Source organism: Stenotrophomonas sp. 14P6.2.3 (assembly GCF_057799055.1).
Genome location: NZ_JBYOLA010000004.1, coordinates 40,025 through 64,327, shown reverse-complemented (window position 1 = coordinate 64,327; position 24,303 = coordinate 40,025). Strand labels below are relative to the sequence as shown.

Annotated in this window: 24 protein-coding genes; 10 read left to right on the top strand and 14 right to left on the bottom strand. The window is 65.2% G+C overall.

Translation table 11 applies throughout. The features are described 5' to 3' along the window. Nucleotides 1-2: 2 nt before the first annotated feature. From bamB to ndk, 6 genes are all read right to left on the bottom strand, one after another. Nucleotides 3-1,211, bottom strand: coding sequence for an outer membrane protein assembly factor BamB (bamB, locus tag AC27VL_RS05300; RefSeq protein ID WP_140227102.1), 1,209 nt, complete (start codon nt 1,209-1,211; stop codon nt 3-5). Continuing rightward, on the bottom strand, nt 1,211-1,849 hold the full coding sequence (locus AC27VL_RS05295) for a YfgM family protein (RefSeq protein ID WP_025874997.1): 639 nt from the start codon (nt 1,847-1,849) through the stop codon (nt 1,211-1,213). Before AC27VL_RS05295 ends, bamB begins: the two co-directional genes overlap by 1 nt. Nucleotides 1,850-1,913: 64 nt before the next feature. Further along, nucleotides 1,914-2,774, bottom strand: a complete 861-nt coding sequence (locus tag AC27VL_RS05290; protein ID WP_488765725.1) for a RodZ domain-containing protein — start codon at nt 2,772-2,774, stop codon at nt 1,914-1,916. Nucleotides 2,775-2,792: 18 nt separating this feature from the next. Further along, complete coding sequence (pilW, locus tag AC27VL_RS05285; protein ID WP_488765724.1) at nt 2,793-3,581, bottom strand: type IV pilus biogenesis/stability protein PilW; 789 nt, start codon at nt 3,579-3,581, stop codon at nt 2,793-2,795. Beyond that, the gene (rlmN, locus tag AC27VL_RS05280) at nt 3,568-4,773 is read right to left on the bottom strand and encodes a dual-specificity RNA methyltransferase RlmN (RefSeq protein ID WP_089240538.1); all 1,206 of its coding nucleotides are present in this window, start codon (nt 4,771-4,773) and stop codon (nt 3,568-3,570) included. Before rlmN ends, pilW begins: the two co-directional genes overlap by 14 nt. A 10-nt stretch (nt 4,774-4,783) precedes the next feature. Continuing rightward, nucleotides 4,784-5,209, bottom strand: coding sequence for a nucleoside-diphosphate kinase (gene ndk / locus AC27VL_RS05275; RefSeq protein WP_089240536.1), 426 nt, complete (start codon nt 5,207-5,209; stop codon nt 4,784-4,786). Between the two features lie 319 nt (nt 5,210-5,528). Between ndk and AC27VL_RS05270 the strand changes: the two genes are divergently transcribed. From AC27VL_RS05270 to AC27VL_RS05260, 3 genes are all read left to right on the top strand, one after another. Beyond that, nucleotides 5,529-6,197, top strand: a complete 669-nt coding sequence (locus AC27VL_RS05270) for a TetR/AcrR family transcriptional regulator (protein ID WP_100552312.1) — start codon at nt 5,529-5,531, stop codon at nt 6,195-6,197. A gap of 26 nt (nt 6,198-6,223) precedes the next feature. Further along, on the top strand, nt 6,224-8,596 hold the full coding sequence (locus AC27VL_RS05265; RefSeq protein ID WP_089240532.1) for a 3-hydroxyacyl-CoA dehydrogenase/enoyl-CoA hydratase family protein: 2,373 nt from the start codon (nt 6,224-6,226) through the stop codon (nt 8,594-8,596). A gap of 74 nt (nt 8,597-8,670) precedes the next feature. Continuing rightward, nucleotides 8,671-9,879: an acetyl-CoA C-acyltransferase gene (locus AC27VL_RS05260; protein ID WP_100552311.1), complete on the top strand. Its 1,209-nt coding sequence runs from the start codon at nt 8,671-8,673 to the stop codon at nt 9,877-9,879. 465 nt (nt 9,880-10,344) lie between these two features. Here the strand turns inward: AC27VL_RS05260 and galU are convergent, their stop codons facing one another. The 8 genes from galU to cmk all read right to left on the bottom strand — a co-directional run bounded on the left by galU (nt 10,345) and on the right by cmk (nt 18,636). Further along, entirely contained in the window at nt 10,345-11,223 is an 879-nt protein-coding gene (galU, locus tag AC27VL_RS05255) for a UTP--glucose-1-phosphate uridylyltransferase GalU (protein WP_100552310.1), read from the bottom strand. Next, complete coding sequence (locus AC27VL_RS05250) at nt 11,220-13,133, bottom strand: polysaccharide biosynthesis protein (RefSeq protein WP_165780973.1); 1,914 nt, start codon at nt 13,131-13,133, stop codon at nt 11,220-11,222. The genes galU and AC27VL_RS05250 overlap by 4 nt, the downstream gene beginning before the upstream one ends. Before the next feature lie 15 nt (nt 13,134-13,148). Continuing rightward, the gene (locus AC27VL_RS05245) at nt 13,149-14,126 is read right to left on the bottom strand and encodes an MraY family glycosyltransferase (protein WP_488765721.1); all 978 of its coding nucleotides are present in this window, start codon (nt 14,124-14,126) and stop codon (nt 13,149-13,151) included. A 3-nt stretch (nt 14,127-14,129) separates the two neighbouring features. Continuing rightward, entirely contained in the window at nt 14,130-15,308 is a 1,179-nt protein-coding gene (gene lapB / locus AC27VL_RS05240) for a lipopolysaccharide assembly protein LapB (RefSeq protein WP_032977571.1), read from the bottom strand. A gap of 6 nt (nt 15,309-15,314) precedes the next feature. Then, nucleotides 15,315-15,599, bottom strand: a complete 285-nt coding sequence (locus tag AC27VL_RS05235) for a lipopolysaccharide assembly protein LapA domain-containing protein (RefSeq protein WP_025875021.1) — start codon at nt 15,597-15,599, stop codon at nt 15,315-15,317. Between the two features lie 77 nt (nt 15,600-15,676). Then, nucleotides 15,677-15,982: an integration host factor subunit beta gene (locus tag AC27VL_RS05230; RefSeq protein ID WP_005409286.1), complete on the bottom strand. Its 306-nt coding sequence runs from the start codon at nt 15,980-15,982 to the stop codon at nt 15,677-15,679. An 89-nt stretch (nt 15,983-16,071) separates the two neighbouring features. Next, nucleotides 16,072-17,757, bottom strand: coding sequence for a 30S ribosomal protein S1 (rpsA, locus tag AC27VL_RS05225; RefSeq protein WP_025875032.1), 1,686 nt, complete (start codon nt 17,755-17,757; stop codon nt 16,072-16,074). Nucleotides 17,758-17,958: 201 nt separating this feature from the next. After that, nucleotides 17,959-18,636 carry a (d)CMP kinase gene (gene cmk, locus AC27VL_RS05220; RefSeq protein ID WP_165376917.1) on the bottom strand — a complete coding sequence of 226 codons (678 nt, stop codon included), beginning with the start codon at nt 18,634-18,636 and terminating at the stop codon, nt 17,959-17,961. A 197-nt stretch (nt 18,637-18,833) separates the two neighbouring features. Between cmk and ykgO the strand changes: the two genes are divergently transcribed. The 7 genes from ykgO to AC27VL_RS05185 all read left to right on the top strand — a co-directional run bounded on the left by ykgO (nt 18,834) and on the right by AC27VL_RS05185 (nt 24,229). Next, nucleotides 18,834-18,959, top strand: coding sequence for a type B 50S ribosomal protein L36 (ykgO, locus tag AC27VL_RS05215; RefSeq protein ID WP_005409283.1), 126 nt, complete (start codon nt 18,834-18,836; stop codon nt 18,957-18,959). 146 nt (nt 18,960-19,105) lie between these two features. After that, nucleotides 19,106-19,435, top strand: a complete 330-nt coding sequence (locus tag AC27VL_RS05210; protein ID WP_089240526.1) for a hypothetical protein — start codon at nt 19,106-19,108, stop codon at nt 19,433-19,435. A gap of 39 nt (nt 19,436-19,474) precedes the next feature. Further along, nucleotides 19,475-20,512, top strand: a complete 1,038-nt coding sequence (locus AC27VL_RS05205; RefSeq protein ID WP_488765718.1) for an agmatine deiminase family protein — start codon at nt 19,475-19,477, stop codon at nt 20,510-20,512. 164 nt (nt 20,513-20,676) lie between these two features. After that, nucleotides 20,677-21,564 carry a carbon-nitrogen hydrolase gene (locus AC27VL_RS05200; RefSeq protein WP_025875046.1) on the top strand — a complete coding sequence of 296 codons (888 nt, stop codon included), beginning with the start codon at nt 20,677-20,679 and terminating at the stop codon, nt 21,562-21,564. Between the two features lie 14 nt (nt 21,565-21,578). Beyond that, on the top strand, nt 21,579-22,109 hold the full coding sequence (locus AC27VL_RS05195) for a GNAT family N-acetyltransferase (RefSeq protein WP_025875048.1): 531 nt from the start codon (nt 21,579-21,581) through the stop codon (nt 22,107-22,109). 4 nt (nt 22,110-22,113) lie between these two features. Continuing rightward, nucleotides 22,114-23,334 (top strand): TraB/GumN family protein, encoded by a 1,221-nt coding sequence (locus AC27VL_RS05190; protein WP_488765717.1) that lies wholly within the window; start codon nt 22,114-22,116, stop codon nt 23,332-23,334. Between the two features lie 49 nt (nt 23,335-23,383). Next, entirely contained in the window at nt 23,384-24,229 is an 846-nt protein-coding gene (locus tag AC27VL_RS05185) for a phytanoyl-CoA dioxygenase family protein (protein ID WP_100552305.1), read from the top strand. Nucleotides 24,230-24,303: the final 74 nt, after the last annotated feature.

Here is a 24,303-nt window from a genome sequence, read left to right as displayed (position 1 = left end):
TATTAATTTGCCAACCGGAATGCGGTCAGCTTGCCATCAACGTTCTGCACCAGCAGCACCCCATCGACGACGATTGGCTGGGCCAGAAGCGCATCACCGCCGCTTTTCGCCCGCGCCGCCATCGCGCCATCGGAGGCCTGCAGCCAATGCAGGTATCCCTTGTAGTCACCGACCACCACGTAGTCGCCGTGCAGCGCCGGACCGGTCAGCGAGCGCCGGGCCAGTGCGGTCTGCGACCACATCGCCGCGCCGCTGGCCTTGTCCAGGCCGAACACGCCGCCCTTGTTGTCGGTAACGAAAACATTGCCCGAAGACACCGCCACACCGCCGGCACCGCCGTGGTCGCGCGCCCAGAGGGGGCGACCGGTCGGGCCTTCGATGGCCATGGTCTGGTTCTTGAAGCTGCTCACGAACAGCGTATTGCCGTCGAGCACCGGGGCGCCATCAACGTCGGCCATGCGGTCCAGCTCGGTACGGCCTTCGCCGGTGCCGACGTTCTGGTCCCACAGCGTGCGGCCGTCCTGCATGGCCAGCGCAGCAACGCTGCCCTCGTCCTTGCCGATGAACAGCACGCCCGGACCGGCCACCACCGCCGCGTTGCCACGCACGGTCAGCGCCGGCAGCTCGCTCGGGTTGAACCACTTCTGGGTGCCGTTGCCGGCATCGAAGGCGGTGACGCGGCCATCATTGCTGCGCACGAAGACCATGCCCTGGGCAATGGCCGGCGCGGCGATGACTTCGTTCGGCACGCGTGCGCGCCACTTCTCGCTGCCATCGTTGATGTCCAGCGCGATCACCTGGCCATCAAGAGTACCGATGACCACCAGGTTCTCGCCGACGCCCGGACCACCAGACAGCCGCAGCTTGGCCTTCTTCTTTTCCTTCTTCGGCTCCCAGGTCCAGACCTTCTTGCCGGTCTGCAGGTCGATGGCGTGCACGCCACCGGTGATCGCCGCGGCGAACACGTGACCGTTGGCCACTGCCGGGCCCTGGCGCACGCCGATGCGGCGCTCGCCCTTGCCGAGGTTGACCGACCAGGCCTTGTTGACCTTAAGGGTCGGCTCGAACTTCACCAGTTCAGCCGGCTCCTGTGCCTTCTTCGCTGCTGCGTCCTTGCCGGCGAACCAGCCCTTCATGGTGCTGCAACCGGACAGCGCCATACCGAGCAGGAGTACGGTGGCGACGCGCGTGATCATGACCTTCTGACTCATCAAACCGACTCCGCAGGGGCGGCGACGGTGCCGCCGGCGTCCATAACCTTGGTTTCCAGCAGTCGCCGCTGCGGCGCTGCCACGTCCAGCGTCTTCAGCGCCTTCTCATACTGTTCGCGGGCCGCGTCACGCTTGCCCTGCGCCATCAGCGCATCGCCATGGATTTCCAGGCTGCTGCTGTCGGTGGCGCTGCCCAGCAGCTTGATCGCTTCATCGCCCTTGCCGGTAGCCACCAGCAGGCGTGCCACGCGCTGGTCGACCACGCGCTGCAGGTCGCCTTCGACCTTCACCGCGCGCAGGGTAGCCAGCGCTTCTTCATTCTTGCCCGCATCGACCTGGGCCTTGGCCAGCTGCAGCGCCGCCAGGTCGCCGTAGATGCTGGACGGACCAGCCTCCAGCGCCTTGACCGCCTTGGCCGCGTCGTCGAGCTTGTTCTGCTGCAGGCCCACCAGGGCCTTCTGGTACTCGACATTGGCCGAGGCCAGCTTGCCGCCCTGGTCCTTCTGGTACCACTGCCAGCCGGCAATGGCACCGATGGCGATGACTACGCCACCGAGGATGCTGGCACCATTCTTCCGCAGCCAGCTGCGGACGCGTTCACTTTGTTCGTGCTCGTCGAGCAGGTCGTCGATCGCCATGCGTACTCTCGCCCCGCCCGTCGGGAGGGACCATTGGGATTATCGAAGGTGGTGAAACCGCGCCTCAGTGTGAAACCGGGACAACGGAGCCTTCAGAGGATACCTGAAAGCGTGCCACGTTGGCTCGCTGATAGGGCGTCAGATCGACGATAGCGCCGTTCTGCTGAACCTGGACCGCCGAAGCATTGCCCAAGGTGACGCGGGCAACCTGGCCCGGTGTGAAGCTGCGGCTCTCACCGGACTTGATCAGCGCCTTCTCCACGGTGGCGCCATCGGGGCCACCGATATCGACCCAGCTGTCGCCGCTGAACTGCATGTCCAGGTTGGCGGCTGGCGCCGGCGCAGCCCGCGGCACCGGGGCCAGCGAGGCGACGTAGGGGGTAGCGGTCGGCTTGATGACGGGCGCGGCCGCCACTTCGGCGGGCGCGGCAGCGGCGGACCCGAGACCGGCCGGGGTAACCGGTACGGCGGCCGGGATCACGTCCAGCGAGGCGGTGTTCGGCGAAGGCGCGGTGCCATCGAAGTGGCCACGGGTGGCGAACCAGACCGGCACCGCCAGCACGGCGGTAATACCGACATACAGCACGCGACGGCCGAGATTCTCGGCGATGCGGCGCGCACGCGGGGTATGGGTGTGGCTGACCAGGGTCGGCGGAACCACCGGGCCGACCTGGGCCTGTTCCAGCAGTTCGCTGACATCGACCCCGAGCAGGCGGGCGTAGCTGCGCAGCTGGCCGCGCACGAACACCGGCGCCCCCAGCTTCTGCCACTGCTCCTGCTCGAGCGACTTCACCACTTGAACCGGCATGCGCAGGCGCTGGCCGACGTCTTCGAGGGTCAGTCCGGCGGCCTCGCGGGCCTGGCGCAGGCGGGTGCCGCAGCCGGCCACAGTCTCGAGATCGCTCACAGTCTGGTCATCAATCACAATGCATCAACCCTGGAGTTAGGAGCCCGCGTCCTGCGGAAATTCCTGTCGAATCCGCTGAAGATAGCGATCAGATGCTGCCTGATCACCCAGCCGCGCCTCGATTTCAGACGCAAGTTGTAACACGGAACGCGTGGCCGGTGCAGCCGCAATCCTACGTTCGGCGAAGGCGCGGGCCTCCATGAACTGGCCGCGACGGAAGCTCAGCTGGGCCATTGCCTCCAGCGCGACCGGGTTGCCAGGCACCTGGGACAGGGCGGCACGCAGGTTGCGTTCGGCGCGATCAAGCTGGCCAGCGTCCAACGCGCAACCACCGGCATTGGCCAGGGCAGCGGCGGGCGTGGCGTAGTCCGGGGCAGCCAGGGCACGATCGAACCAGACCAGCGATTCGGCCGAGTGGCCGTGCTGGCACAACCATGCCGCGTAATTGTTGAGCACGTCACCGCGTTTCGGCGCCAGCTCCGCAGCGCGGCGGAAACCATCCCCCGCCTGCTGCTCGCGCCCCCTGCGGTCTTCGACTCCGGCCAGCAGCATCACCGCATCCACCCCGTTGGGCTGGAGCTTCAGCGCACGGCGCACCTTGCGCTCGGCCTCGTCCAGATTGCCCACCTGCATGTCGCGGGCGGCCAGCGCCAGCAGATCCTCGTAGTGGAACTTCTGGCGTACGCCCGGCGCATCGCGGACGGTGTGGATCGGCGCGACCCCGCCCGGGCCGATCGGAATCTCACTTGTGGTCGTGCAACCGCCCGCTGCCAGTGCCAGCGCGCCTGCGAACAGGGCCACCGGCAGGCGATCAGGCCGCCGCATCGCTCCCCTTCCCTGCCTGCAACGTCTTGTTGAACTCTGCCTGGCGGCGGGTGCGATCCATCACCTGGCCCTTGAGCTGGCCACAGGCAGCGTCGATGTCGTCGCCACGGGTCCGTCGGACCATGGTCAGCACCTTCGCGTCGAGCAGGATCTTCTGGAAGGCACGGATATGCGCTTCTTCGGAACGCTCGTAGCGCGTCCCCGGGAACGGATTGAACGGAATCAGGTTGACCTTGCCCGAGTGCGACGCCTGCACGGCATTGTCGAACTGGCGCATCAGCCGCGCCAGCTGCCGGGCATGCTCGGGCTGGTCGTTGATGCCCTTCATCAGGGTGTATTCAAAGGTCACCGACTCGCGGCGCTTGTTGGCGCGCAGGTAGCGTGCGCACGATGCCATCAGCTCGGCGATCGGGTACTTCTTGTTGAGCGGGACCAGCGTCTCGCGCAGCGCATCGTCGGCCGCGTGCAGCGACACCGCCAGCGACACGTCGCTTTCGGCGGACAGGCGGTCGATCTGCGGCACCAGGCCGGAGGTCGACAGGGTCACGCGCTTGTTGGCCAGGCCGTAGCCCAGGTCGTCGCGCATCACGCTCATGGCGCGCACGACGTTGTCGAAATTCATCAACGGCTCGCCCATGCCCATCATCACCACGTTGGTGAGACGACGCTGCTTGTGCGGGATGTTGCCCAGATGACGCGCAGCGACCCACACCTGGCCGATGATCTCGGCAGTGGAGAGGTTGCGGTTGAAGCCCTGGGTGGCGGTTGAACAGAACGTGCAGTTCAGCGCGCAGCCCACCTGCGAGGACACGCACAGGGTGCCGCGGTTCTTGTCCGGAATGTAGACGGCCTCGATGGCGTTCTTGCCATCGGTGCCCATCGCCAGCAGCCACTTGTGGGTGCCGTCGGCGGAGGGCTTGTCGAACACGATGTTGGGGACGCGGACCTCGGCGTGCTGGTGCAGCTTGGCGCGCAGCGCCTTGCCCAGGTCGGTCATCTCATCGAAATCGGTGACGTAGTGATGGTGGATCCACTTCATCACCTGATGGGCGCGGTAGCGCGCTTCGCCGAGAGTCTCGGCGAAGAAGCGCTCCAGACCCTCGCGATCGAGGTCGAGCAGATTCTGCTTTGCCACAACCGGACCCGCAACGAGTACGGAAGGGATGGCGGTTGGCTGTACGACCTCGTTCACGGCATCACTCTCAGCGCGAAACGACTTCGGTGGCGGCGAAGAAGTAGGCGATTTCGATCGCGGCGTTCTCGACCGAGTCCGAGCCGTGGGCGGCGTTGGCATCGATGGATTCGGCGAAGTCGGCGCGGATGGTGCCCGCAGCGGCTTCCTTCGGGTTGGTGGCGCCCAGCAGGTCGCGGTGGGCCAGGACGGCGTTCTCGCCTTCCAGGGCCTGGATCATCACCGGGCCGGAGATCATGAACTCGACCAGTGCGTTGAAGAACGGACGCTCGCGGTGCACGGCGTAGAAGCCTTCGGCTTCACGGCGCGACAGCTGCTTGTACTTGGCGGCCACGACCTTCAGGCCAGCCTTTTCAAAGCGGGCGTAGATTTCGCCGATGACGTTCTTGGCAACGGCGTCCGGCTTGACGATCGAAAGGGTGCGCTCCAGCGCCATGGGATGTCTCCAATGGAATCGGGCCGCTGATGGCCCGAAGGGTAACAAAAAAAAAGCCGCGTCGAAACGCGGGCTTAGCCTGATAAACGTGCGCGGATTGTAAAAGATCCCACTCAGTAGTGCCAGCCCATGGCTGGCAGGCCTCATGCCGGTCGTTTCGGGCCTGGGGCTCCCATTCAGGATTGCGAGCTGCCAGCCATGGGCTGGCACTACTGAATCCCCTGTAACCGCCCAGGCATTTTTGCTGCACTGCAAAATGCCATACGCTACCGTCTGGTTCTAGTATCAAACAATCGTTTGATTAAGGTCCGCCCGCCCGATGGCCAAGCCCGCCCACTTCTCGACCAAGGACCGGATCCTCGGCGCCGCCGAGGAGCTGTTCGCCCAGCACGGCTTTGCCGGCACCTCGCTGCGCCAGGTCACCAGCCAGGCCGACGTCAACATCGCTGCGGTGAACTACCACTTCGGCTCCAAGGAAAACCTGGTCAACGAGGTGTTCCGCCGCCGCATGGACGAGATGACCGGCGCCCGCCTGGCCCAGCTCGAGCGCGCCCGCAACGAACACCCCGGGCAACTGCGGCCGGTGCTGGCCGCCTTCGTCGAGCCGGCCCTGGCGCTGGCCCAGGACCGCCAGAACGGCGGCGCCTTCGTCCGCGTGATCGCCCGTGCCTACGCTGAAAAGAACGACAACCTGCGCAAGTTCCTGTCCGACCACTATGGCCACGTGCTGCGTGAGTTCGGCAAGGCGATTGCCACCTGCGTGCCCAGCCTGAGCAAAGAGGAGCTCTATTGGCGCCTGGATTTCCTGGCCGGCTCGCTGACCTATGCCATGGCCGATTTCGGGCTGATCAAGCGACCCGCCGGTGTCACCGAAACGGCGCATCGTGCCCATGCCGCGCATGAACTGATCCATTTCGCCGAGGCCGGATTCCGCGCCGCCGCCCGCAGCGGCAGCACCCTGCCCGCCTCCATTGATTCCACCCAGTAACTGCTGACCAACAAAGGCCCTACACCATGTCCAATTCCCTGCTAGTCCGCCGCGCCGCCGTGCTGGGTGCCGGCGTCATGGGTGCCCAGATCGCCGCCCACCTCACCAATGCCGGCGTCGACACCGTGCTGTTCGACCTGCCCGCAAAGGAAGGTCCGGCCGATGGCATCGTGCTGAAGTCGATCGCCAACCTCGGCAAGCTGAGCCCGGCACCGCTGGCCAGCAAGTCGCTGGCCGAGGCCATTACCCCGGCCAACTACGAGACCGGCCTGGAACAGCTGAAGGACTGCGACCTGATCATCGAGGCCATCGCCGAGCGCATGGACTGGAAGCAGGACCTGTACAAGAAGATCGCCCCGTTCGTGGCTGACCACGCGGTGCTGGCCTCCAACACCTCGGGCCTGGGCATCAACAAGCTGGCCGACGTGCTGCCGGAACAGCTGCGCCACCGCTTCTGCGGCGTGCATTTCTTCAATCCGCCGCGCTATATGCACCTGGCCGAACTGATTCCGGCCACCACCACCGACGCCAGCGTGCTGGAAGGCCTGGAAGCGTTCCTGGTCACCACCCTGGGCAAGGGCGTGGTGTACGCCAAGGACACCCCGAACTTCATCGGCAACCGCATCGGCGTGTTCTCGATCCTGTCCACCATCCACCACACCCAGCAGTTCGGCCTGGGCTTTGATGAAGTGGACGGCCTGACCGGCCCGCTGGTCGGCCGCCCGAAGTCGGCCACCTACCGCACCTCCGACGTGGTCGGCCTGGACACCATGGCCCACGTCATCAAGACCATGGGCGACACCCTGCCCAACGACCCGTGGCATGAATTCTTCAAGTCGCCGAAGTGGCTGGATGCGTTGATTGCCAAGGGTGCACTGGGCCAGAAGACCGGCGCCGGCATCTTCCGCAAGGTCGGCAAGGACATCGTGGTGCTGGACCTGGAAAAGCAGGACTACCGTCCGGCTGACCGCGCCGCCGCACCGGAAGTGGTCGAGATCCTGAAGATCAAGAACCCGGCCGAGAAGTTCGCCAAGCTGCGCGAGAGCCAGCATCCGCAGGCGCAGTTCCTGTGGGCGACCTTCCGCGATCTGTTCCACTACAGCGCCTACCACCTGGCCGACATCGCCGAGACCGCGCGCGACGTCGACCTGGCCATCCGCTGGGGCTACGGCTGGTCGCTGGGCCCGTTCGAAACCTGGCAGGCCGCCGGCTGGAAGCAGGTCGCACAGTGGATCGCCGATGACATCGTCGCCGGCAAGAGCATGAGCAACGCCCCGCTGCCGGATTGGGTGTTCGATGGCCGCGACGGTGTGCACGCCGCCGAGGGCAGCTACAGCCCGTCGCGCAACGCCAAGCTGCCGCGTTCGTCGCTGCCGGTGTACCAGCGCCAGCGCTTCCCCGATCCGCTGCTGGGCGAGAAGTTCGCCCCGGGCGAGACCGTGTTCGAGAACGACGGCCTGCGCATGTGGCACGACGGTGATGGCATCGCCGTGGTCAGCTTCAAGACCAAGATGAACACCGTGTCCGACCACGTGCTGGACGGCCTGCAGGAGTGCGTCACGCGCGCCGAGAAGGACTTCCAGGGCCTGGTGATCTGGCAGCAGAAGGAGCCCTTCTCCGCCGGTGCCGACCTGGCCGGCGCGCTCGGCCTGCTGCAGGCCGGCAAGGTCGACCAGTTCGAGGAAATGGTGCACAACTTCCAGCGCACCAGCCAACGCATCAAGTACTCGCTGGTGCCGGTGGTGGCTGCGGTGCGTGGCCTGGCCCTGGGTGGCGGCTGCGAATTCCAGATGCACAGCGCCAAGACCGTGGCCTTCCTGGAAAGCTACATCGGCCTGGTCGAGGCCGGCGTCGGCCTGCTGCCGGCCGGTGGCGGCCTGAAGGAACTGGCCGTGCGCGCCTCGCAGGCCGCTGGCCCGGGCGGTGACGTGTTCGCCGAACTGAAGAAGACCTTCGAGACCGTGGCGATGGCCAAGGTGTCCAACTCGGCGGTCAACGCCCAGGAACTGGGCCTGCTGCGCAGCACCGACAAGGTGGTGTTCAACAGCTACGAGGCGCTGTACATCGCCAAGGCCGAAGCGCGTGCGCTGGCCGAAGCGGGCTACCGTCCGCCGCTGCCGGCACGCCGCATCCAGGTGGCCGGTGACGTCGGCATCGCGACCTTCAAGATGATGCTGGTCAACATGCTGGAAGGCCGCTTCATCAGCCCGTACGACTACGAGATCGCCGAGCGCATCGCCACCGTACTGTGCGGCGGCAAGGTCGACCGCGGCACCCTGGTCGACGAAGAGTGGCTGCTGACCCTGGAGCGCAAGCACTTCGTCGAACTGGCCCAGCAGGAAAAGACCCAGGCCCGCATCGCGCACATGCTCAAGACCGGCAAGCCGCTGCGGAACTGATTGCCCCTCCCTGCTTTTGGTGGGTGCCGACCGTTGGTCGGCACTCCGGCTAAAAAATTCAAGAGATCACTGCAATGACCAAGCAAATCCAGGACGCCTACATCGTCGCCGCCACCCGTACCCCGGTTGGCAAGGCGCCCAAGGGCATGTTCCGCAACACCCGCCCCGACGACATGCTCGCCCACGTGCTGCGCAGCGTCGTCGCACAGGCGCCGGGCGTGGACGTCAACCGCATCGATGACGCGATCATCGGCTGTGCGATGCCGGAAGCCGAGCAGGGCATGAACGTCGCCCGCATCGGCGTGCTGCTGGCCGGCCTGCCGAACACCATCGCCGCGCAGACCGTGAACCGCTTCTGCTCCTCCGGCCTGCAGGCCGTGGCGCAGGCGGCCGACGCCATCCGCCTTGGCAATGCCGACCTGATGCTGGCCGGCGGCACCGAATCGATGTCGATGGTGCCGATGATGGGCAACAAGATCGCGATGGCCCCGAGCGTGTTCGACAACGACCACGTCGCCATCGCCTACGGCATGGGCATCACCGCCGAGAAGGTCGCTGAAGAATGGAAGGTCTCGCGCGAAGACCAGGACGCGTTCGCCCTGGCCTCGCACCAGAAGGCCATGGCCGCCATCCAGAATGGCGACTTCAAGGACGAGATCAGCCCGTACGAGATCATCTCGCACCAGCCCGACCTGGCCGACGGCAAGCGCATCATCACCCGCAACAAGGTGGCCGACACCGACGAAGGCCCGCGTCCGGATTCCTCCGCTGAAGGCCTGGCCAAGCTGCGCCCGGTGTTCCGCAACGGCCAGTTCGGCGGCACCGTCACTGCCGGCAACTCCTCGCAGATGAGCGATGGCGCCGGCGCGGTGCTGCTGGCATCGGAACAGGCGATCAAGGATTACGGCCTGACCCCGCTGGCCCGTTTCGTCAGCTTCTCGGTGGCCGGCGTGCGCCCGGAAGTGATGGGCATCGGCCCGATCGCCGCGATTCCGAAGGCGCTGAAGCAGGCCGGCCTGACCCAGGACCAGCTGGACTGGATCGAGCTCAACGAAGCCTTCGCGGCACAGTCGCTGGCGGTGATCCGCGATTGCGGCCTGGACCCGAGCAAGGTCAACCCGCTGGGCGGCGCGATCGCCCTGGGCCACCCGCTGGGTGCGACCGGCGCAATCCGTACCGCGACCCTGCTGCACGGCCTGCGTCGTCGCCAGCAGAAGTACGGCATGGTGACGATGTGCATCGGCACCGGCATGGGCGCGGCGGGCATTTTCGAGGCGCTGTAAGGTTCAAGGCGTTGCCGGCTGATTGCTGGCTGTGGGGCCCGGGTGGGTGAGACTGCCCGGGACACGCCGCAAGTACATCCCTGTAGGCTTGGCAGCGGCATCCATGCCGCTGACAGTCCCGGTCAGCCTCACCCACCCGGACCACCCAACATTCCGCGCGGCGGAGGGGTGAGCAAAGGCAGTAGATCCACGCCATGCGTGGATGCTTTCCACGATGGGGTCAGAGCCACAAAAAAGGCAGCCAATGGCTGCCTTTCTGCTTTTGCTTCTGCCGTTGATTCCGCCCTACCCGTCCGCGCCCGCAGGAAACCAGGCTGGCGGGACGGGTGGGGCTTTGCAGGACCGTTGGCGCCATGAATGGCGCCATCGAGCCCCCATGGACGGGTTTACGGCGTGTCCTGCAAAGGCCCACCCGTCCCGCCCATCACGTATCAATCAAAGCGCAAACGGAACGCTCGAAAAACCTTACTCCGCCAGCATCGCCGTCAACTTCTCCCGCGCCGGACCAGCCAGCTTCGGGTTGTCCAGCGCAAAACGAATCGTCGCCTCGACCAGCCCCAGATGGGTGCCGCAGTCGAAACGGGTGCCTTCGAAACGATAGGCATCGACCTCGTCGGTCTTCAGCAGTTCAGCGATCGCATCGGTCAGCTGGATTTCGCCGCCGGCACCGGTCCGGGTCTGCTCAAGCAGCTCGAAGATCTTCGGGCTCAGCACGTAGCGGCCGACGACCGCCAGATCGCTCGGCGCGTCTTCCGGCTTCGGCTTCTCCACGATCTGCGAGATACGCCCCTTGCGGCCATCGAACGCCTCGGTGGCGACGATGCCGTAACTGGCCGTCTTGTCGTGTGGCACGTCTTCCACAGCGATGACGCTGGCGCCGCTGGCCTCGTTGAGGTCGGCCATCTGCTTCAGTGCACCCGCGCCGCGGTTCCAGATCAGATCATCCGGCAACAGCACAGCAAACGGCTCGTCACCGATGACCGCCTTGGCGCACAGCACCGCGTGGCCCAGGCCCAGAGCCTCGGCCTGGGTGACGAAGATCGCGCGCACGCCTTCCGGCAGCACATGGCGGATCAATTCGAGCTGCTCGTGCTTGCCCGCGCGCTCGAGCTTCTGCTCCAGCTCGTAGGCCTTGTCGAAATAGTCGGCGACAGCGTGCTTGTAGCGATTGGTGATGAACACCAGGGTGTCACAGCCCGCTTCGATCGCCTCATCCACGGCGTACTGGATCAGCGGCCGATCGATGATCGGCAGCATCTCCTTTGGCACCGTCTTGGTCGCCGGAAGAAAACGCGTGCCCAGACCTGCTACTGGAAATACTGCCTTGCGAATGCGCTTGCTCATTGGTGCCTGCTGGCCTCACGTGCCGGAAAGGGCACAACCTTAGCGGAAGAAATGTAAGCATCCTGTTCGATTGGCGAGAATTCCGGCATGGTCGCGAACAGGATTTCCTGGATCGTATCGATGTCGTACCTGGCAATCGCCTCGCGCAGCTTGGGCACGTTGCCCAGCACGACGTCACGCGAGAACGCACGTACGCCGGCTTCCAGGATCTTCGGGTGCGCGGTCGGCCGGTAGTCCTCGTCGGAATAGAACAGCGTCTCGTGCAGCTTCTCGCCCGGGCGCATGCCGGTGTAGATGATCGGGATGTCCTTGTAGGGCTGCTTGCCCGCCAGGCGGATCATCTGTTCGGCCAGCACCCGGATCGGCACGGGCTCGCCCATGTCCAAGGTATAGATCGCCCCGTGCGACGCCGACGCGGCCGCCTGCAGGATCAGCTGGCAGGCCTCGGGAATGGTCATGAAATAGCGGCTGACCTCCGGGTCGGTCACCGTAACCGGGCCGCCCTTGAGGATCTGCTCGCGGAACAACGGCACCACGCTGCCGGCCGACGCCAGCACGTTGCCGAAGCGCACGGTCACGAAACGGGTGTGCGTGGACTTCTGGTCCAGGCTCTGGCAGATCATCTCCGCATAGCGCTTGCTGGCGCCCAGCGCATTGACCGGGTCCACCGCCTTGTCGGTCGAAATGAACACAAAGTGCTCGACGCGGGCTTCCAGGCAGGCGCGGGCCACGTTCTCGGTGGCCAGGATGTTGTTGCGCACGGCTTCGCGCAGCTGACGCTCCAGCACCGGCACATGCTTGTAGGCGGCCGCATGGAAGGCGGTGTCGACCGGGTGCAGCGACAGCGCATGACGGATCACCGCAGGGTCGCCACAGTCACCGAGCACGGCTTCGATCTCGACATCGGGGAAGCTGCGGCGCAGCTCGCCCTCGATGGTCAACAGCAGCAGCTCACTGATCTCCAGCAGCACGATACGACCGGCACCATGGCGCGCGCACTGGCGACACAACTCGGACCCGATCGAGCCACCGGCACCGGTGACCATCACCGTGCGCCCACCCAACCAGCCGCGGATGAGGTTCCAGTCCGGCATGATCGGCTTGCGCCCAAGCAGGTCTTCGATGGCCACTTCCTTCAACTGGCCCGGCAGCGACTGACCCTGCAGGATGTCGCTGAGCTTGGGCACCGTGCGGAACGGAATGCCGGTGCTCTCGCAGATGGCCACCACGCGCTGCATGCCTACGGCATCCAGCGAGGGCATGGCGATCACCAGCAGCTTGGCCGCGGTCTCCCGGGCCACCGCCGGTGCGTCGTCCAGCGTGCCCAGGATCGGCAGGCTCTGCAGCTTGGCGCCACGCAGGTGCGGTGCATCATCGAGCAGGCCGACCGGCTCGAAATTGCCGGATCGGCGCAGGTCGCGCACCAGGGTTTCAGCGGCTTGGCCGGCGCCAAGAATCAGCACGCGGCGCGCGGACGAATCGGACTGCAGCGACTGGTAGTCCTTCCACGCCCGGTACAACAGGCGCGGCGCGCCCAGCAGTGCCGACAGTGCGAACGGATAGATCACCAGCACCGACATCGGCACGCCGTTGAAGCGCTTCCAGGCCAGCACCAGAACAATGGCGATCAGGCCGATGAAGCTGGCCTTGAAGATGTTCAGCAGGTCGCTGACGCTGGCAAAGCGCCACAGCCCGCGATAGAGGCCGATACGCCAGAACACCAGGCCCTGCAGCGCCAGCACCAGCGTGGTGTCCACGTTCCACAGCGGCAATGCGGGAGCGTCGGCAAGGATCGAGTAACGACCTGCATGCAGCAGCTGCCAACAGGCCCATACCATGAACAAGTCGTGGCAGACGATGGCCGTACGCGGCATCAGACCGAGGATTCTGTCCCGCCAGGGTGAAGACATAGATCGAGTAATTCCTTATCGGTGGCGCAATCCATTGCGCAGGAGGAGCCACAGCAGGGTCAACGCGGCAAACCACGCGACCGCTACGGCAGCCTCCCACCTCGGCTGCAAATTGGTGCAGATATTGAACACTGTAATACTGAACAGGCCCAAAACAAAGTACATCCCTGTCACCTGGGCATGGCTGGCTCCTGCCTGGACCGCGCGCTGGTAGACGTGCTGGGTGTGGGGTTCCATCCAGCGTTGCCCGGAAAGCATGCGCGCCAACAGCGTGAAGCCCGCGTCCACAAGGAAGGCGGACAACGGCAGCAGCAGCAGGATCCAGTTGACGTCGGTGTGCACTGCAGCGACGGCCAGCACCACTGCCACGGCATAGCCCAGCGCGCCACTACCGACATCACCCATGAAGATCCGCGCCTGCGGAAAGTTGAATGGCAGAAAACCCAGGCACGCCAGGCCAAGCACGATGGCCACCAGCGAATAGGGCCAGGGCAGCACCATCGCGAAGCCCAGCGCAACGATGACTGCCTGGCTGCTGGCAATCCCGTTGATCCCATCCATGAAGTTCCAGATGTTGATCAGCGAGGCGGTGAAGAACAGCACCAGCAGGCTCAGCAGCCAGCTGCCCCCGTGCATCTTGACCAGTCCCGCCAGCAAGGCGGCGGCGAGGAAATGCACCAGCAACCGGCGCATGGCCGGCAGCGGCCGATGGTCATCCCACCAGCCAATGCCGGCAACCAGCGCCAGGCCAAGGCTGGCGACAGCCAGGCTGGCTGCAGCGTCCGGCCAGACGCAAGCGGCCACGGCTGCCGCAACCAGCAGACTGATCACGATGGCGATACCGCCACCGCGCGGGGTGGCGACGCTGTGGCTGCGGCGCTCGCCGGGCTGGTCCAGCAACTGCCTGCGCAGGGCGTACACGCGTGCCGCCCAGGTCAATGCCGCGCTGAGCAGGGCCAGGCCCAGCAGCGCGGCCATCACAAGCCACGGCATGGTTCAGAGCACCGCGTAATTCAACAGCGGCTTGACCGTGCCCCACTCCTTGCAGCTGGGGCATTGCCAGTGGTGGGTACGCGCGCCGAATCCGCAGCGGGTGCAGCGGTAGGCCGGATTGCGCACCAGCAACTGGTCGGTGATGTGCTTGAGGTCGTGCAGGGTCGCGGTGGAATCTGCGCCCTCGGCCAAGGTGAGGTCGATCAGTGCCGATTCGCCACGCACCGACGGGCGATCCTTGAGCTGGCGGCCAAGATAGGCGCGGGCAGGTGCGACACCCTCCTGCTCTTCCATCAGGCGGGTCAGCGCCAGCACCGGGGCGATGCCGCGGTAGTGCTCGGTCATCTCGGACAGGAAGGCGCGCGCGCCGCCCAGGTCACCGACCTTGCGGTAGTTTTCCATCAGCGCCGGCAGCACTTCCGGCAGGTACTCCGGATCGTTGCGGGCAGCACGCTCGAAGGCACGCACGGCGGCCTCGGCGTTGCCTGCATCGGTTTCCAGGCGGCCCTCGATGATGCCGGCACGGACCGACATGGCATCGGCCTGGTAGGCGCGGGCAATGGCCGCCCTCGCCTCTTCCAGCTTGCCCGCGCCACGGAAGCGCTCGGCGAGCTCGCATTCGAACTGCCCGATCAGCTTGCCCATCGGCTCGCCGGTGACATCTTCGAAGCGGGTAGCGTTGTCGATCGCCTTTTCCCAGTCACGCTCGGCCTGGTAGATGCCGATCAGGTGCTTGAGCGCCTGCGGTGCGCGCTGGTCCAGCTGCGCCAGCTCGGTGAACACCGTTTCGGCACGGTCCAGCAGACCGGACTTCATGTAGTCCTCGCCCAGCGCCAGCAGGGCCTGCACGCGCTGCGCGTCGCTCAGGTCCTGGCGGTTGACCAGGCCCTGGTGCAGACGGATCGCGCGGTCCACTTCGCCACGGCGGCGGAACAGATGGCCCAACGCGACCTGGGTCTCGAAGGTTTCCTTGTCCAGCTCGGCGATGTGCAGGAACAGTTCGATGGCCTTGTCCGGCTGCTCGTTGAGCAGATAGTTCAGGCCACGGAAGTAGGTGCTGGACAGGTGGCTGACCTGGTTGTCACCGTGGCGTTGACCGCCGCGGCGTCCGATCACCCAGCCGGCCAGGGCCGCCAACGGAAGACAGAGGAAGAACCAGAACCACTCGGAAACGAATTCCATCTTCGATCAACGTCCATCAAACGATTGGGAGGGGGCCACCGGCGCCGACGGTGCAGCCGCCGACTTGTTGGCACGTCGCAGCTGGCTGTAGAGCGGAATGACCACGCTTACCAGCACCAGGCCAGCACCGACCACGACACCGATCAGCAGGGCGGCAATCAGCGCCACGCCGACGGACGTGTTCAATTGGGTAAACAGCAGGTTGATCGACATGGCCGTCATGTTGACCGCACCGATGATCAGACCAAGGATCAGAACCGCCAGCAGGACCAGCAGACGAAAAACTTTCATGCGACAGCTCCATTGGCAGGAGGCCGTAGCTTATCCGACTCGTGGTGGGATTCGCACGAAGTCGCGCGACGGACGGCTCAGGCCGGATCTGCGTCCAGCGGCAGCACACTGCTGACCCGCTCGCGCAATTCCTTGCCTGGCTTGAAATGAGGGACATGCTTGCCCGGCAGGGCAACCGATTCGCCGGTCTTCGGGTTGCGACCCAGGCGCGGCGGGCGGTAGTGCAGCGAAAAGCTGCCAAAGCCGCGGATCTCGATGCGATCGCCGGCCGACAGTGAGCCCCCCATCATTTCCAGCAATGACTTGACCGCCAGATCGACATCATCGGCCTTCAGGTGCGCCTGACGGCGCGCGAGGATTTCGATCAGTTCGGATTTGGTCATTACCGGCTCACATCAGGGGCATCTCAGCCTGAAACGGCCCGGGCAGTGCCCGGGCCGTCCAGGAAACAACGAACAGCGTAAGGCCGATATTACTCGGACTTGTTGCCGTTCAGCTGTGCACGCAGCAGCGCGCCCAGCTGGGTGGTGCCGCTGGAAGCCGAAGAGGACTGGTATTCCTCCAGCACTTCGCGCATTTCAGCGTCGTCCTTGGCCTTGATCGACAGCTGCAGGGTACGACCCTTGCGATCCATGCCCACGAACTTGGCTTCAACCTTGTCGCCGACCTTCAGGTGCTGGGTCGCGTCGTCCACACGCTCGTTGGCGATGTCGCGAGCTGCAACATAACCTTCGATGCCGTCGGACAGCTCGATGATCGCGCCCTTGGCGTCGACTTCCTTCACCACGCCTTCGACCTTGGAGCCCTTCGGATTGGTCGCCATGTACTGGCCGAACGGATCCTGCTCCAGCTGCTTGACGCCCAGCGAGATGCGCTCGCGCTCCGGATCGACGGCCAGGACCACTGCGTCCAGGTTGTCGCCCTTCTTGAAGTTGCGAACGATGTCTTCGCCAGTGGTCGCCCAGCTGATGTCGGACAGGTGAACCAGGCCGTCGATGCCGCCGTCCAGGCCGATGAAGATGCCGAAGTCGGTGATCGACTTGATCTGGCCCGACACCTTGTCACCCTTCTTGTGGGTGGCAGCGAAGGTTTCCCACGGATTGGCGGCAACCTGCTTCATGCCCAGCGAGATGCGGCGACGCTCCTCGTCGACGTCCAGGACCATGACTTCAACTTCGTCACCGACCTGCACAACCTTGGACGGGTTGACGTTCTTGTTGGTCCAATCCATCTCGGAAACGTGCACCAGACCTTCGACGCCCGGCTCGATTTCGACGAATGCGCCGTAATCGGTGACGTTGGAGACCTTGCCGAACACGCGGCTGTTGGCCGGGTAACGACGGGCGATGTTATCCCACGGATCTTCGCCCAGCTGCTTCAGGCCCAGCGAAACGCGGTTGCGCTCGCGGTCGAACTTCAGCACGCGCACGTCCAGCTCGTCGCCGACGTTCACGACTTCGGACGGATGGCGCACGCGCTTCCATGCCATGTCGGTGATGTGCAGCAGGCCGTCGATACCGCCCAGGTCCACGAATGCGCCGTAATCGGTCAGGTTCTTGACGACACCCTTCAGGATCGCGCCTTCCTGCAGCTTGTCCATCAGCTGCTCGCGCTCTTCCGAGTGCTCGCTTTCGACGACAGCGCGGCGCGAGACCACGACGTTGTTGCGCTTGCGGTCAAGCTTGATGAGCTTGAATTCCAGCTCCTTGCCTTCCAGGTAGGCCGGATCGCGCACGGGGCGCACATCGACCAGGGAACCCGGCAGGAAGGCGCGGACATCCTTGATGTCCACGGTGAAACCACCCTTGACCTTGCCGCTGATGCGGCCGGTGATGGTTTCGTTCTTTTCCAACGCTTCTTCCAGCTCGTCCCACACCATCGCGCGCTTGGCCTTCTCGCGCGACAGGACGGTTTCACCGAAGCCGTTCTCGATCGAGTCGAGGGCGACCTTGACGATGTCGCCTTCGGCAACATCGATTTCGCCAGCGTCGTTACGGAACTGTTCGATCGGCACGATGCCTTCCGACTTCAGCCCGGCGTTGATCACCACGACGTCGCCGCGGACTTCAACAACGGTACCGCTGACGATGGCGCCCGGCTTCAGCTTGGCCAGGTTGGCCTGGCTGGCTTCAAACAGTTCGGCAAATGATTCGGTCATTAGATTTACTCTGTTGGACACATGGGTCGGCTGGCTTCCCTTCAGGGAATGGCTGCCGCCCGCCTGTTGGTCGACCCCGGAAATGCAGGTCGTGTGTGGAAGTAGGAAAACCGCCACGCATCATTGCGCGACGGAGCTTTTACAGCACTGCAGATACGCGACCACCGCCGATGCTGCTGGCAGAACTCCCGCGCGAACGGATCAGGCAGCCGGAACCGGAAGCAGATCCATCACTCTGGCAACGACATCTTCGATGCCGATGCCTGTGGTGTCGATGAGGACAGCATCGTCTGCCGGCTTCAGGGGCGCCACGGTACGCTGAGCATCACGGGCGTCGCGGGCCATGATCTCGCGCAGGAGGTCTTCAAAGTTAACAGAAACCCCCTTGTCTTTCAACTGCTTATGCCGGCGCTCGGCGCGCTCCTCGGCACTGGCGGTCAGGAAGACCTTGTAGGGGGCGTCCAGGAAGATGACGGTGCCCATGTCGCGGCCGTCGGCGACCAGCCCCGGCTCCATCCTGAATGCGCGCTGGCGCTCCTTCAGCGCGGCCCGGACCTCGGGAATGGCGGCAATCGCCGACGCCAGCGCCCCGGTGGTCTCCAGCCGCAGCTCGTCGGTGGCATCGGTGCCATTGACCAGGACCCGCATGGCATCGCCCTGCTCGACGAACTGGACATGGGTGTCAAAGGTGCAGCGCACCAGCGCGGAGGCATCGGAGGTGTCAATGTCGGCCCAACTGGCCGCCACGCCGACGGCGCGGTACAGAGCGCCCGAATCCAGGTAGTGCCAGCCCAACCGGCGCGCCACGATGCGGCTGATGGTACCCTTGCCGGCCCCTGATGGGCCGTCGATGGTCAGGACGGGAACGAGTGGATTCATGGGGGTCCTTGCGCGTGTGAAGGGGGCATTCTAGCCCCTGCCAGACGCCCCGCAACGGGCCATTTTTGCAACCACTTGAAACCATGGGGAAAAGCCCGGTAGAATGGCGGGCTTGAACGAGCGTCAACTGCCGATTGTCTTTCGCATATCGCGGCCACGCTCCACCCGAACAACTACTGTTTACGCCGAGGTATGCCATGAAAGTTCTGTCCTCCCTGAAGTCGGCGAAGGCCCGTCACCGTGACTGCAAGGTCGTGCGTCGTCGTGGCAAGATCTTCGTCATCTGCAAGTCGAACCCGCGTTTCAAGGCGCGTCAGCGCTAAGCCCAACGGTCCTTGCGACCGCGGCTGGCCCCACGCGGGGCCGACCCGATGCAAAAAGCCGCCTTCGGGCGGTTTTTTGTTTATGCGGTTTTTTCCCGCCGTTTTTGCTGTAATCGCTGTTCTTGACCACTGGGGAGTAGATCGAGATGACGCGTTACCTGTGCACCCTGGCCGTACTGGCCACCCTGGCTGCCGCCACCCCGGCGCTGGCCGATACCCTGCTTGTCGACCGCGCCCGCGAAAAGCCGGCCGGCGCCCTGCCCGTCCGCGGCCAGAGCATGCAGCAGGTGCAGTCCCAGTTCGGCGCGCCGGCAGAGCAGCTGCAGCCGCGCGGCGGACAGAAACGGCAATGGCCGACCATCCACCGCTGGGTGTACCCGCAGTTCACCGTCTACTTCGAGAAGCAGAAGGTGATCGACGTGGTGGCAAACCAGGCGGATCCGAACGAAATCGGCCCCAAGCCGCCGATCCGTTGACCCCCATGCCCGCCACCGGCGGGCGCGTGTAGCGAGACCATGAACCAGACCCTTCGTTTTCCTGCCGAATGGGAAGCCCAGAGCGGCGTCCTGATTGCCTGGCCCACCGCCGACACCGACTGGGCCGACCGCCTGGGCCAGGTGGAAGAGACCTACATCGCCCTGGTTGCGGCAATCACCCGCTTCCAGCCGGTGCTGATCTGCGTGGCCGACGATGACGTGGAGACCTATGCCGAGATGCGGCTGCGCTCCAACCGCATCGACATGGACAAGGTCCACTTCACCACCGCCGCGTACGACGATACCTGGCTGCGTGATTCGGGCCCGATCACCCTGCGCCGCGCCGATGGCAGCTTCCAGCTGCTGGACTTCCGCTTCACCGGCTGGGGCGGCAAGTTCGATGCCACCCTCGATGACCAGCTGGTCGGCGTGCTCGACCAGGCCGGCGTGTTCAACGACGCGACGGTGCGCAGCATTCCGTTCGCGCTGGAAGGCGGCGGCATCGAGACCGATGGTGAAGGCACCCTGCTGACCACCTGGAAGTGCCTGCACGAGCGCCATCCCGACCGTGACCGCGACAGCCTGAGCGCCGACCTGGCGAACTGGCTGCAGCAGGAGCGCGTGCTGTGGCTGGATCATGGCTACCTGGAAGGCGACGACACCGACGCCCATATCGACACCCTCGCCCGCTTCGCCTCGGCCGACAGCATCGTTTACCAGGCCTGCGACGACGCCAGCGATTCGCACTACGCCGAACTGCAGGCGATGGGTGCCGAGCTGGCCGCACTGCGCACGCGTGACGGCCAGCCGTACCGCCTATTCCCGTTGCCGTGGGCAAAGCCGGTGATCGATGAAGGCCGCCGCCTGGCTGCGTCGTATGCCAACTACCTCATCGTCAACGGCGCGGTGCTGATGCCGGCCTATGGCGACGCGGCCGACGACCTGGCCCGTGATGTGCTGGCACAGGCCCACCCTGACCGCGAGATCGTGCAGGTGCCCTGCCGCTCGCTGATCTGGCAGAACGGCAGCCTGCACTGCATCACCATGCAGCTGCCCGCGGGGCTGTTGAAGGCATAAAGCCACGCGGTAGCGCCGGGCCATGCCCGGCGAGCGCAGCGGCATCTGGAAAATCCGCCGGGCATGGCCCGGCGCTACCGGTTGCGTGCACCATTCAGCAGCCAACACGCTGTCATGCCGCATCCGCGTTAACATGCGGGTTTTCCCCCGCAGGATCGCCCCGCATGAACTCGCGCAGCCCTCTTACCGTCGCCCTGATCCAGGAGCGCAACCACGGTGATGCCGCCGCCAACCTGGCGGTGATCGAAGCGCGTGTTGCCGACGCTGCGGCGCAGGGCGCGAAGCTGGTGCTGCTGCAGGAACTGCACAACGGTCCCTACTTCTGCCAGCACGAATCGGTCGATGAATTCGACCTGGCCGAGCCGATCCCGGGCCCAAGCACCGAGCGCCTGGGCGCGCTGGCGAAGAAGCACGGCGTGGTGCTGGTCGGCTCGCTGTTCGAGCGCCGCGCTGCCGGCCTGTACCACAACACCGCCGTGGTCTTCGAGAAGGACGGCACGTTGCTGGGCAAGTACCGCAAGATGCACATTCCGGACGACCCGGGTTTCTACGAGAAGTTCTACTTCACCCCGGGCGACATCGGCTTCAAACCGATCGACACCTCGGTCGGCCGCCTTGGCGTGCTGGTGTGCTGGGACCAGTGGTACCCGGAAGCGGCGCGCCTGATGGCGCTGGCCGGTGCTGAACTGCTGCTCTACCCCACCGCGATCGGCTGGGATCCGGATGACGTGCAGGACGAGAAGACCCGCCAGCGCGACGCCTGGGTGCTGAGCCACCGTGGCCATGCCGTGGCCAACGGCGTACCGGTGCTCAGCTGCAACCGCGTGGGTCATGAAGCTTCGCCGCTGGGCGCCTCGGGCATCCAGTTCTGGGGCAACAGCCACGTGCTGGGCCCGCAGGGCGAATTCCTGGCCGAGGCCGGCACCGACGCGACGATCCTGATGTGTGAGGTTGACCTGCAACGCAGCGAGCACGTGCGCCGCATCTGGCCGTTCCTGCGCGATCGTCGCATCGACGCCTACGGCGATCTGCTCAAGCGCTACATCGACTGACCCGGAGCCCGCGCATGGCCGTACTCATCCGTGATGCCGGCCCTGCCGACATCGCTGCGATCACCGCGATCTACGCGGTGGAAGTGACCGACTTCGTCAACACCTACGAGTACGAGATTCCCGACCAGGCCGAGATGCTGCGCCGCATGCGCGACATCATCGACCGCGGCTTCCCCTACCTGGTGGCCGAGGTCGACGGCCAGGTTGCCGGCTACGCGTATGCCAACACCTACCGCACGCGCATCGCCTATCAGTGGACCGTTGAGAACTCGGTCTATGTCGATGCACGCTTCCAGGGCCGTGGCGTCGGCACCAGCCTGCTGCAGGCACTGATCGATGCCTGTACCGCGCGCGGCCATCGACAGATGGTGGCGGTGATCGGCGAACCGACCAATACCGCTTCCATCAAGCTGCACGAACGCTTCGGTTTCCAGCTGGTGGGCGTGTTCCGTGGCCTCGGCCGCAAGCACGGCCGCTGGCTGGACACCGTACAGATGCAGCGCGCGCTCGGCGATGGCGCCGATTCCGCTCCTTCCAATGAATGATTCCATGACTGAAACCCTTCCCGAAACCGGCGACGATCTGTTTGCCGGCCAGCCCGTACGCGTGGTCGAACGCGATGGCGTGCGCTACACCCTGCTGGGCACCGCCCACGTCTCCCATGCCAGCGTCGAGGCGGTGGAGAAAGCCATCGACAGCGGCCGTTTCGATGCAGTGGCGGTCGAGCTGGACCCACAGCGCCTGCAGGCGCTGAGCGACCCGGACACGCTGGCCAAACTGGACCTGGTGGAGGTGATCCGCAAGGGCCGCGTCGCGTTGTTCGCGGCCAACCTCGCGTTGTCGGCCTACCAGCGCCGCTTGGCCGAACAGCTCGGCATCGAGCCCGGCGCCGAACTGAAGCGTGCAGTGGAACTGGCGCGCGAGCGCAACCTGCCGGTGCACCTGATCGACCGCGAAGTCGGCCTGACATTCCGCCGCGCTTCGCAGCGACTGGGCTTCTTCGGAAAGCTGAAGCTGGTGGCCGGGCTCGGCGCCGGCCTGTTCTCGTCCGAGGATGTCGGCGAAGACGAGATCGAGAAGCTGAAGCAGGGTGACATGCTGGAATCGAGCTTCGGCGAGTTCGCCAGCGAGAACCCGGCCCTGTACGAAACGATCATCGGCGAGCGCGACCGCTACATGGCGACACGTCTGCGTGAAGCGCATGATCCGCAACAGCGCGAAGTGCTGGCGGTGGTCGGTGCCGGTCACCTGGCCGGCCTGGCGCGTTACCTGGAAACCGATACCGAGGCGCCCGCGCCGTTGCGCGAGCAGCTGGAAGCGGTGCCGAAGAAGCGCAACATCCCGTGGTTCACCCTGGCGATCCTCGCCATCGTGGCCACCGGCATCGGTGTCGGCTTCTATCGTGGTGGATTGGGCGTGGGCACCGAACTGCTGGCGACCTGGGCGATGTATACCGGCGGTCTGGCCGGCCTGGGCTGTCTGGTGGCCGGCAGCCACCCGCTGAGCATCCTCACCGCGATCGTGGTGGCGCCGTTCAAGCCGTTCCGCCTGAGCATCCCCACCGGTGCGTTCTCGGCACTGGTGGAGGCGCGCCTGCGCAAGCCGACCTACGAGGATTTCCTCAAGCTGCGTGATGACGCGCAGTCGTTGAAGGGCTGGTACCGCAACCGCGTCACCCGCGTGGTGCTGACCTTCATGCTGACCAACCTGGGCAGCATGCTGGGCCTGTGGCTGACTGCAGGCAAGGTGTGGAGCAAGGTGGCGGGGTAACGTCTCGCCACGCATGGCTATAGTCGACATTTAAGGAAGGAATACAGCGATGGATGCATACGATGCGCTGATGCGCGATGGTTTCGTGGTGGTGCGCCAGGCCATCGCGCCCGCACTGGTGGAAGACATCAACGAGCGCATCGCGCGCTTCAAGCAGCGCAATCCCAAGTCGGTGTCGCGCAACCTTGACGATCACAAGCGCTTGTATCGGGTTGTCAATCTGCACCTGGTAGTGGATGCGATGACGCGCCTGCTTACCGACAACCCGGCCATCGATGTCTGTGACCGCTTCTTCGGCGAGCCCACCACGCTCTACACCAGCCTCTACTACGAGCGCGGATCGGAACAGTCGTTGCACCGCGATACGCCGGTGTTTTGCACTTCCCCGGGTGAACGCTACATGGGCGTGTGGACGGCACTGGACGCGGTTGATGACAGCAATGGCCCACTGCGCGTGGTTCCGCGCAGCCACCTGCTACCGCCCATCGACGTGCAGGCACTGCGCCGCAAAGTCCTCGGCGACGGGCCGGTCAGCGCGATGTCTCCGGAAGGCTGGACGGCGTATCAGGACGCGGTAGCACGCCAGTGCGAAGATGCTGGCCTGCAACCGGAGGCAGTGCACGTGCAGCCGGGTGACGTGATCGTCTGGCACCCGCAGCTGTTCCATGGCGGCGCCCCGCACCCATCGGCCGGCACGCGTCGCAGCGTGGTCATGCACGTGACACCGAAGTCGATGCCCGTGGGCCACATGGATGTCTTCTATGGCCAGACCCCTCCGGCAGAGAAGGCGCCCTGGCGCTACTACCGGCGTGGTCCACGTGAGATCGCGCGGTTCAGGCATGTCGACTTCGGCCACGAATACACGCGTCGCACCTGGTTCCTGCGCAAGGCCTGACCCGGCCCGCGAACAAAAAAACGGGGGAGACCGCCCCACTACGACCGGTCTCCCCCCACCACAAACACGTTGTG

Bases quoted from the DNA above. Each gene is read 5' to 3' on its own strand.
- bamB (WP_140227102.1), bottom strand. From the start codon at position 1,211: ATGAGTCAGAAGGTCATGATCACGCGCGTCGCCACCGTACTCCTGCTC.
- AC27VL_RS05295 (WP_025874997.1), bottom strand. From the start codon at position 1,849: ATGGCGATCGACGACCTGCTCGACGAGCACGAACAAAGTGAACGCGTC.
- pilW (WP_488765724.1), bottom strand. From the start codon at position 3,581: ATGCGGCGGCCTGATCGCCTGCCGGTGGCCCTGTTCGCAGGCGCGCTG.
- ndk (WP_089240536.1), bottom strand. From the start codon at position 5,209: ATGGCGCTGGAGCGCACCCTTTCGATCGTCAAGCCGGACGCCGTTGCC.
- AC27VL_RS05270 (WP_100552312.1), top strand. From the start codon at position 5,529: ATGGCCAAGCCCGCCCACTTCTCGACCAAGGACCGGATCCTCGGCGCC.
- AC27VL_RS05265 (WP_089240532.1), top strand. From the start codon at position 6,224: ATGTCCAATTCCCTGCTAGTCCGCCGCGCCGCCGTGCTGGGTGCCGGC.
- AC27VL_RS05260 (WP_100552311.1), top strand. From the start codon at position 8,671: ATGACCAAGCAAATCCAGGACGCCTACATCGTCGCCGCCACCCGTACC.
- galU (WP_100552310.1), bottom strand. From the start codon at position 11,223: ATGAGCAAGCGCATTCGCAAGGCAGTATTTCCAGTAGCAGGTCTGGGC.
- AC27VL_RS05250 (WP_165780973.1), bottom strand. From the start codon at position 13,133: ATGTCTTCACCCTGGCGGGACAGAATCCTCGGTCTGATGCCGCGTACG.
- AC27VL_RS05245 (WP_488765721.1), bottom strand. From the start codon at position 14,126: ATGCCGTGGCTTGTGATGGCCGCGCTGCTGGGCCTGGCCCTGCTCAGC.
- lapB (WP_032977571.1), bottom strand. From the start codon at position 15,308: ATGGAATTCGTTTCCGAGTGGTTCTGGTTCTTCCTCTGTCTTCCGTTG.
- AC27VL_RS05235 (WP_025875021.1), bottom strand. From the start codon at position 15,599: ATGAAAGTTTTTCGTCTGCTGGTCCTGCTGGCGGTTCTGATCCTTGGT.
- AC27VL_RS05230 (WP_005409286.1), bottom strand. From the start codon at position 15,982: ATGACCAAATCCGAACTGATCGAAATCCTCGCGCGCCGTCAGGCGCAC.
- rpsA (WP_025875032.1), bottom strand. From the start codon at position 17,757: ATGACCGAATCATTTGCCGAACTGTTTGAAGCCAGCCAGGCCAACCTG.
- cmk (WP_165376917.1), bottom strand. From the start codon at position 18,636: ATGAATCCACTCGTTCCCGTCCTGACCATCGACGGCCCATCAGGGGCC.
- ykgO (WP_005409283.1), top strand. From the start codon at position 18,834: ATGAAAGTTCTGTCCTCCCTGAAGTCGGCGAAGGCCCGTCACCGTGAC.
- AC27VL_RS05210 (WP_089240526.1), top strand. From the start codon at position 19,106: ATGACGCGTTACCTGTGCACCCTGGCCGTACTGGCCACCCTGGCTGCC.
- AC27VL_RS05205 (WP_488765718.1), top strand. From the start codon at position 19,475: ATGAACCAGACCCTTCGTTTTCCTGCCGAATGGGAAGCCCAGAGCGGC.
- AC27VL_RS05200 (WP_025875046.1), top strand. From the start codon at position 20,677: ATGAACTCGCGCAGCCCTCTTACCGTCGCCCTGATCCAGGAGCGCAAC.
- AC27VL_RS05195 (WP_025875048.1), top strand. From the start codon at position 21,579: ATGGCCGTACTCATCCGTGATGCCGGCCCTGCCGACATCGCTGCGATC.
- AC27VL_RS05190 (WP_488765717.1), top strand. From the start codon at position 22,114: ATGACTGAAACCCTTCCCGAAACCGGCGACGATCTGTTTGCCGGCCAG.
- AC27VL_RS05185 (WP_100552305.1), top strand. From the start codon at position 23,384: ATGGATGCATACGATGCGCTGATGCGCGATGGTTTCGTGGTGGTGCGC.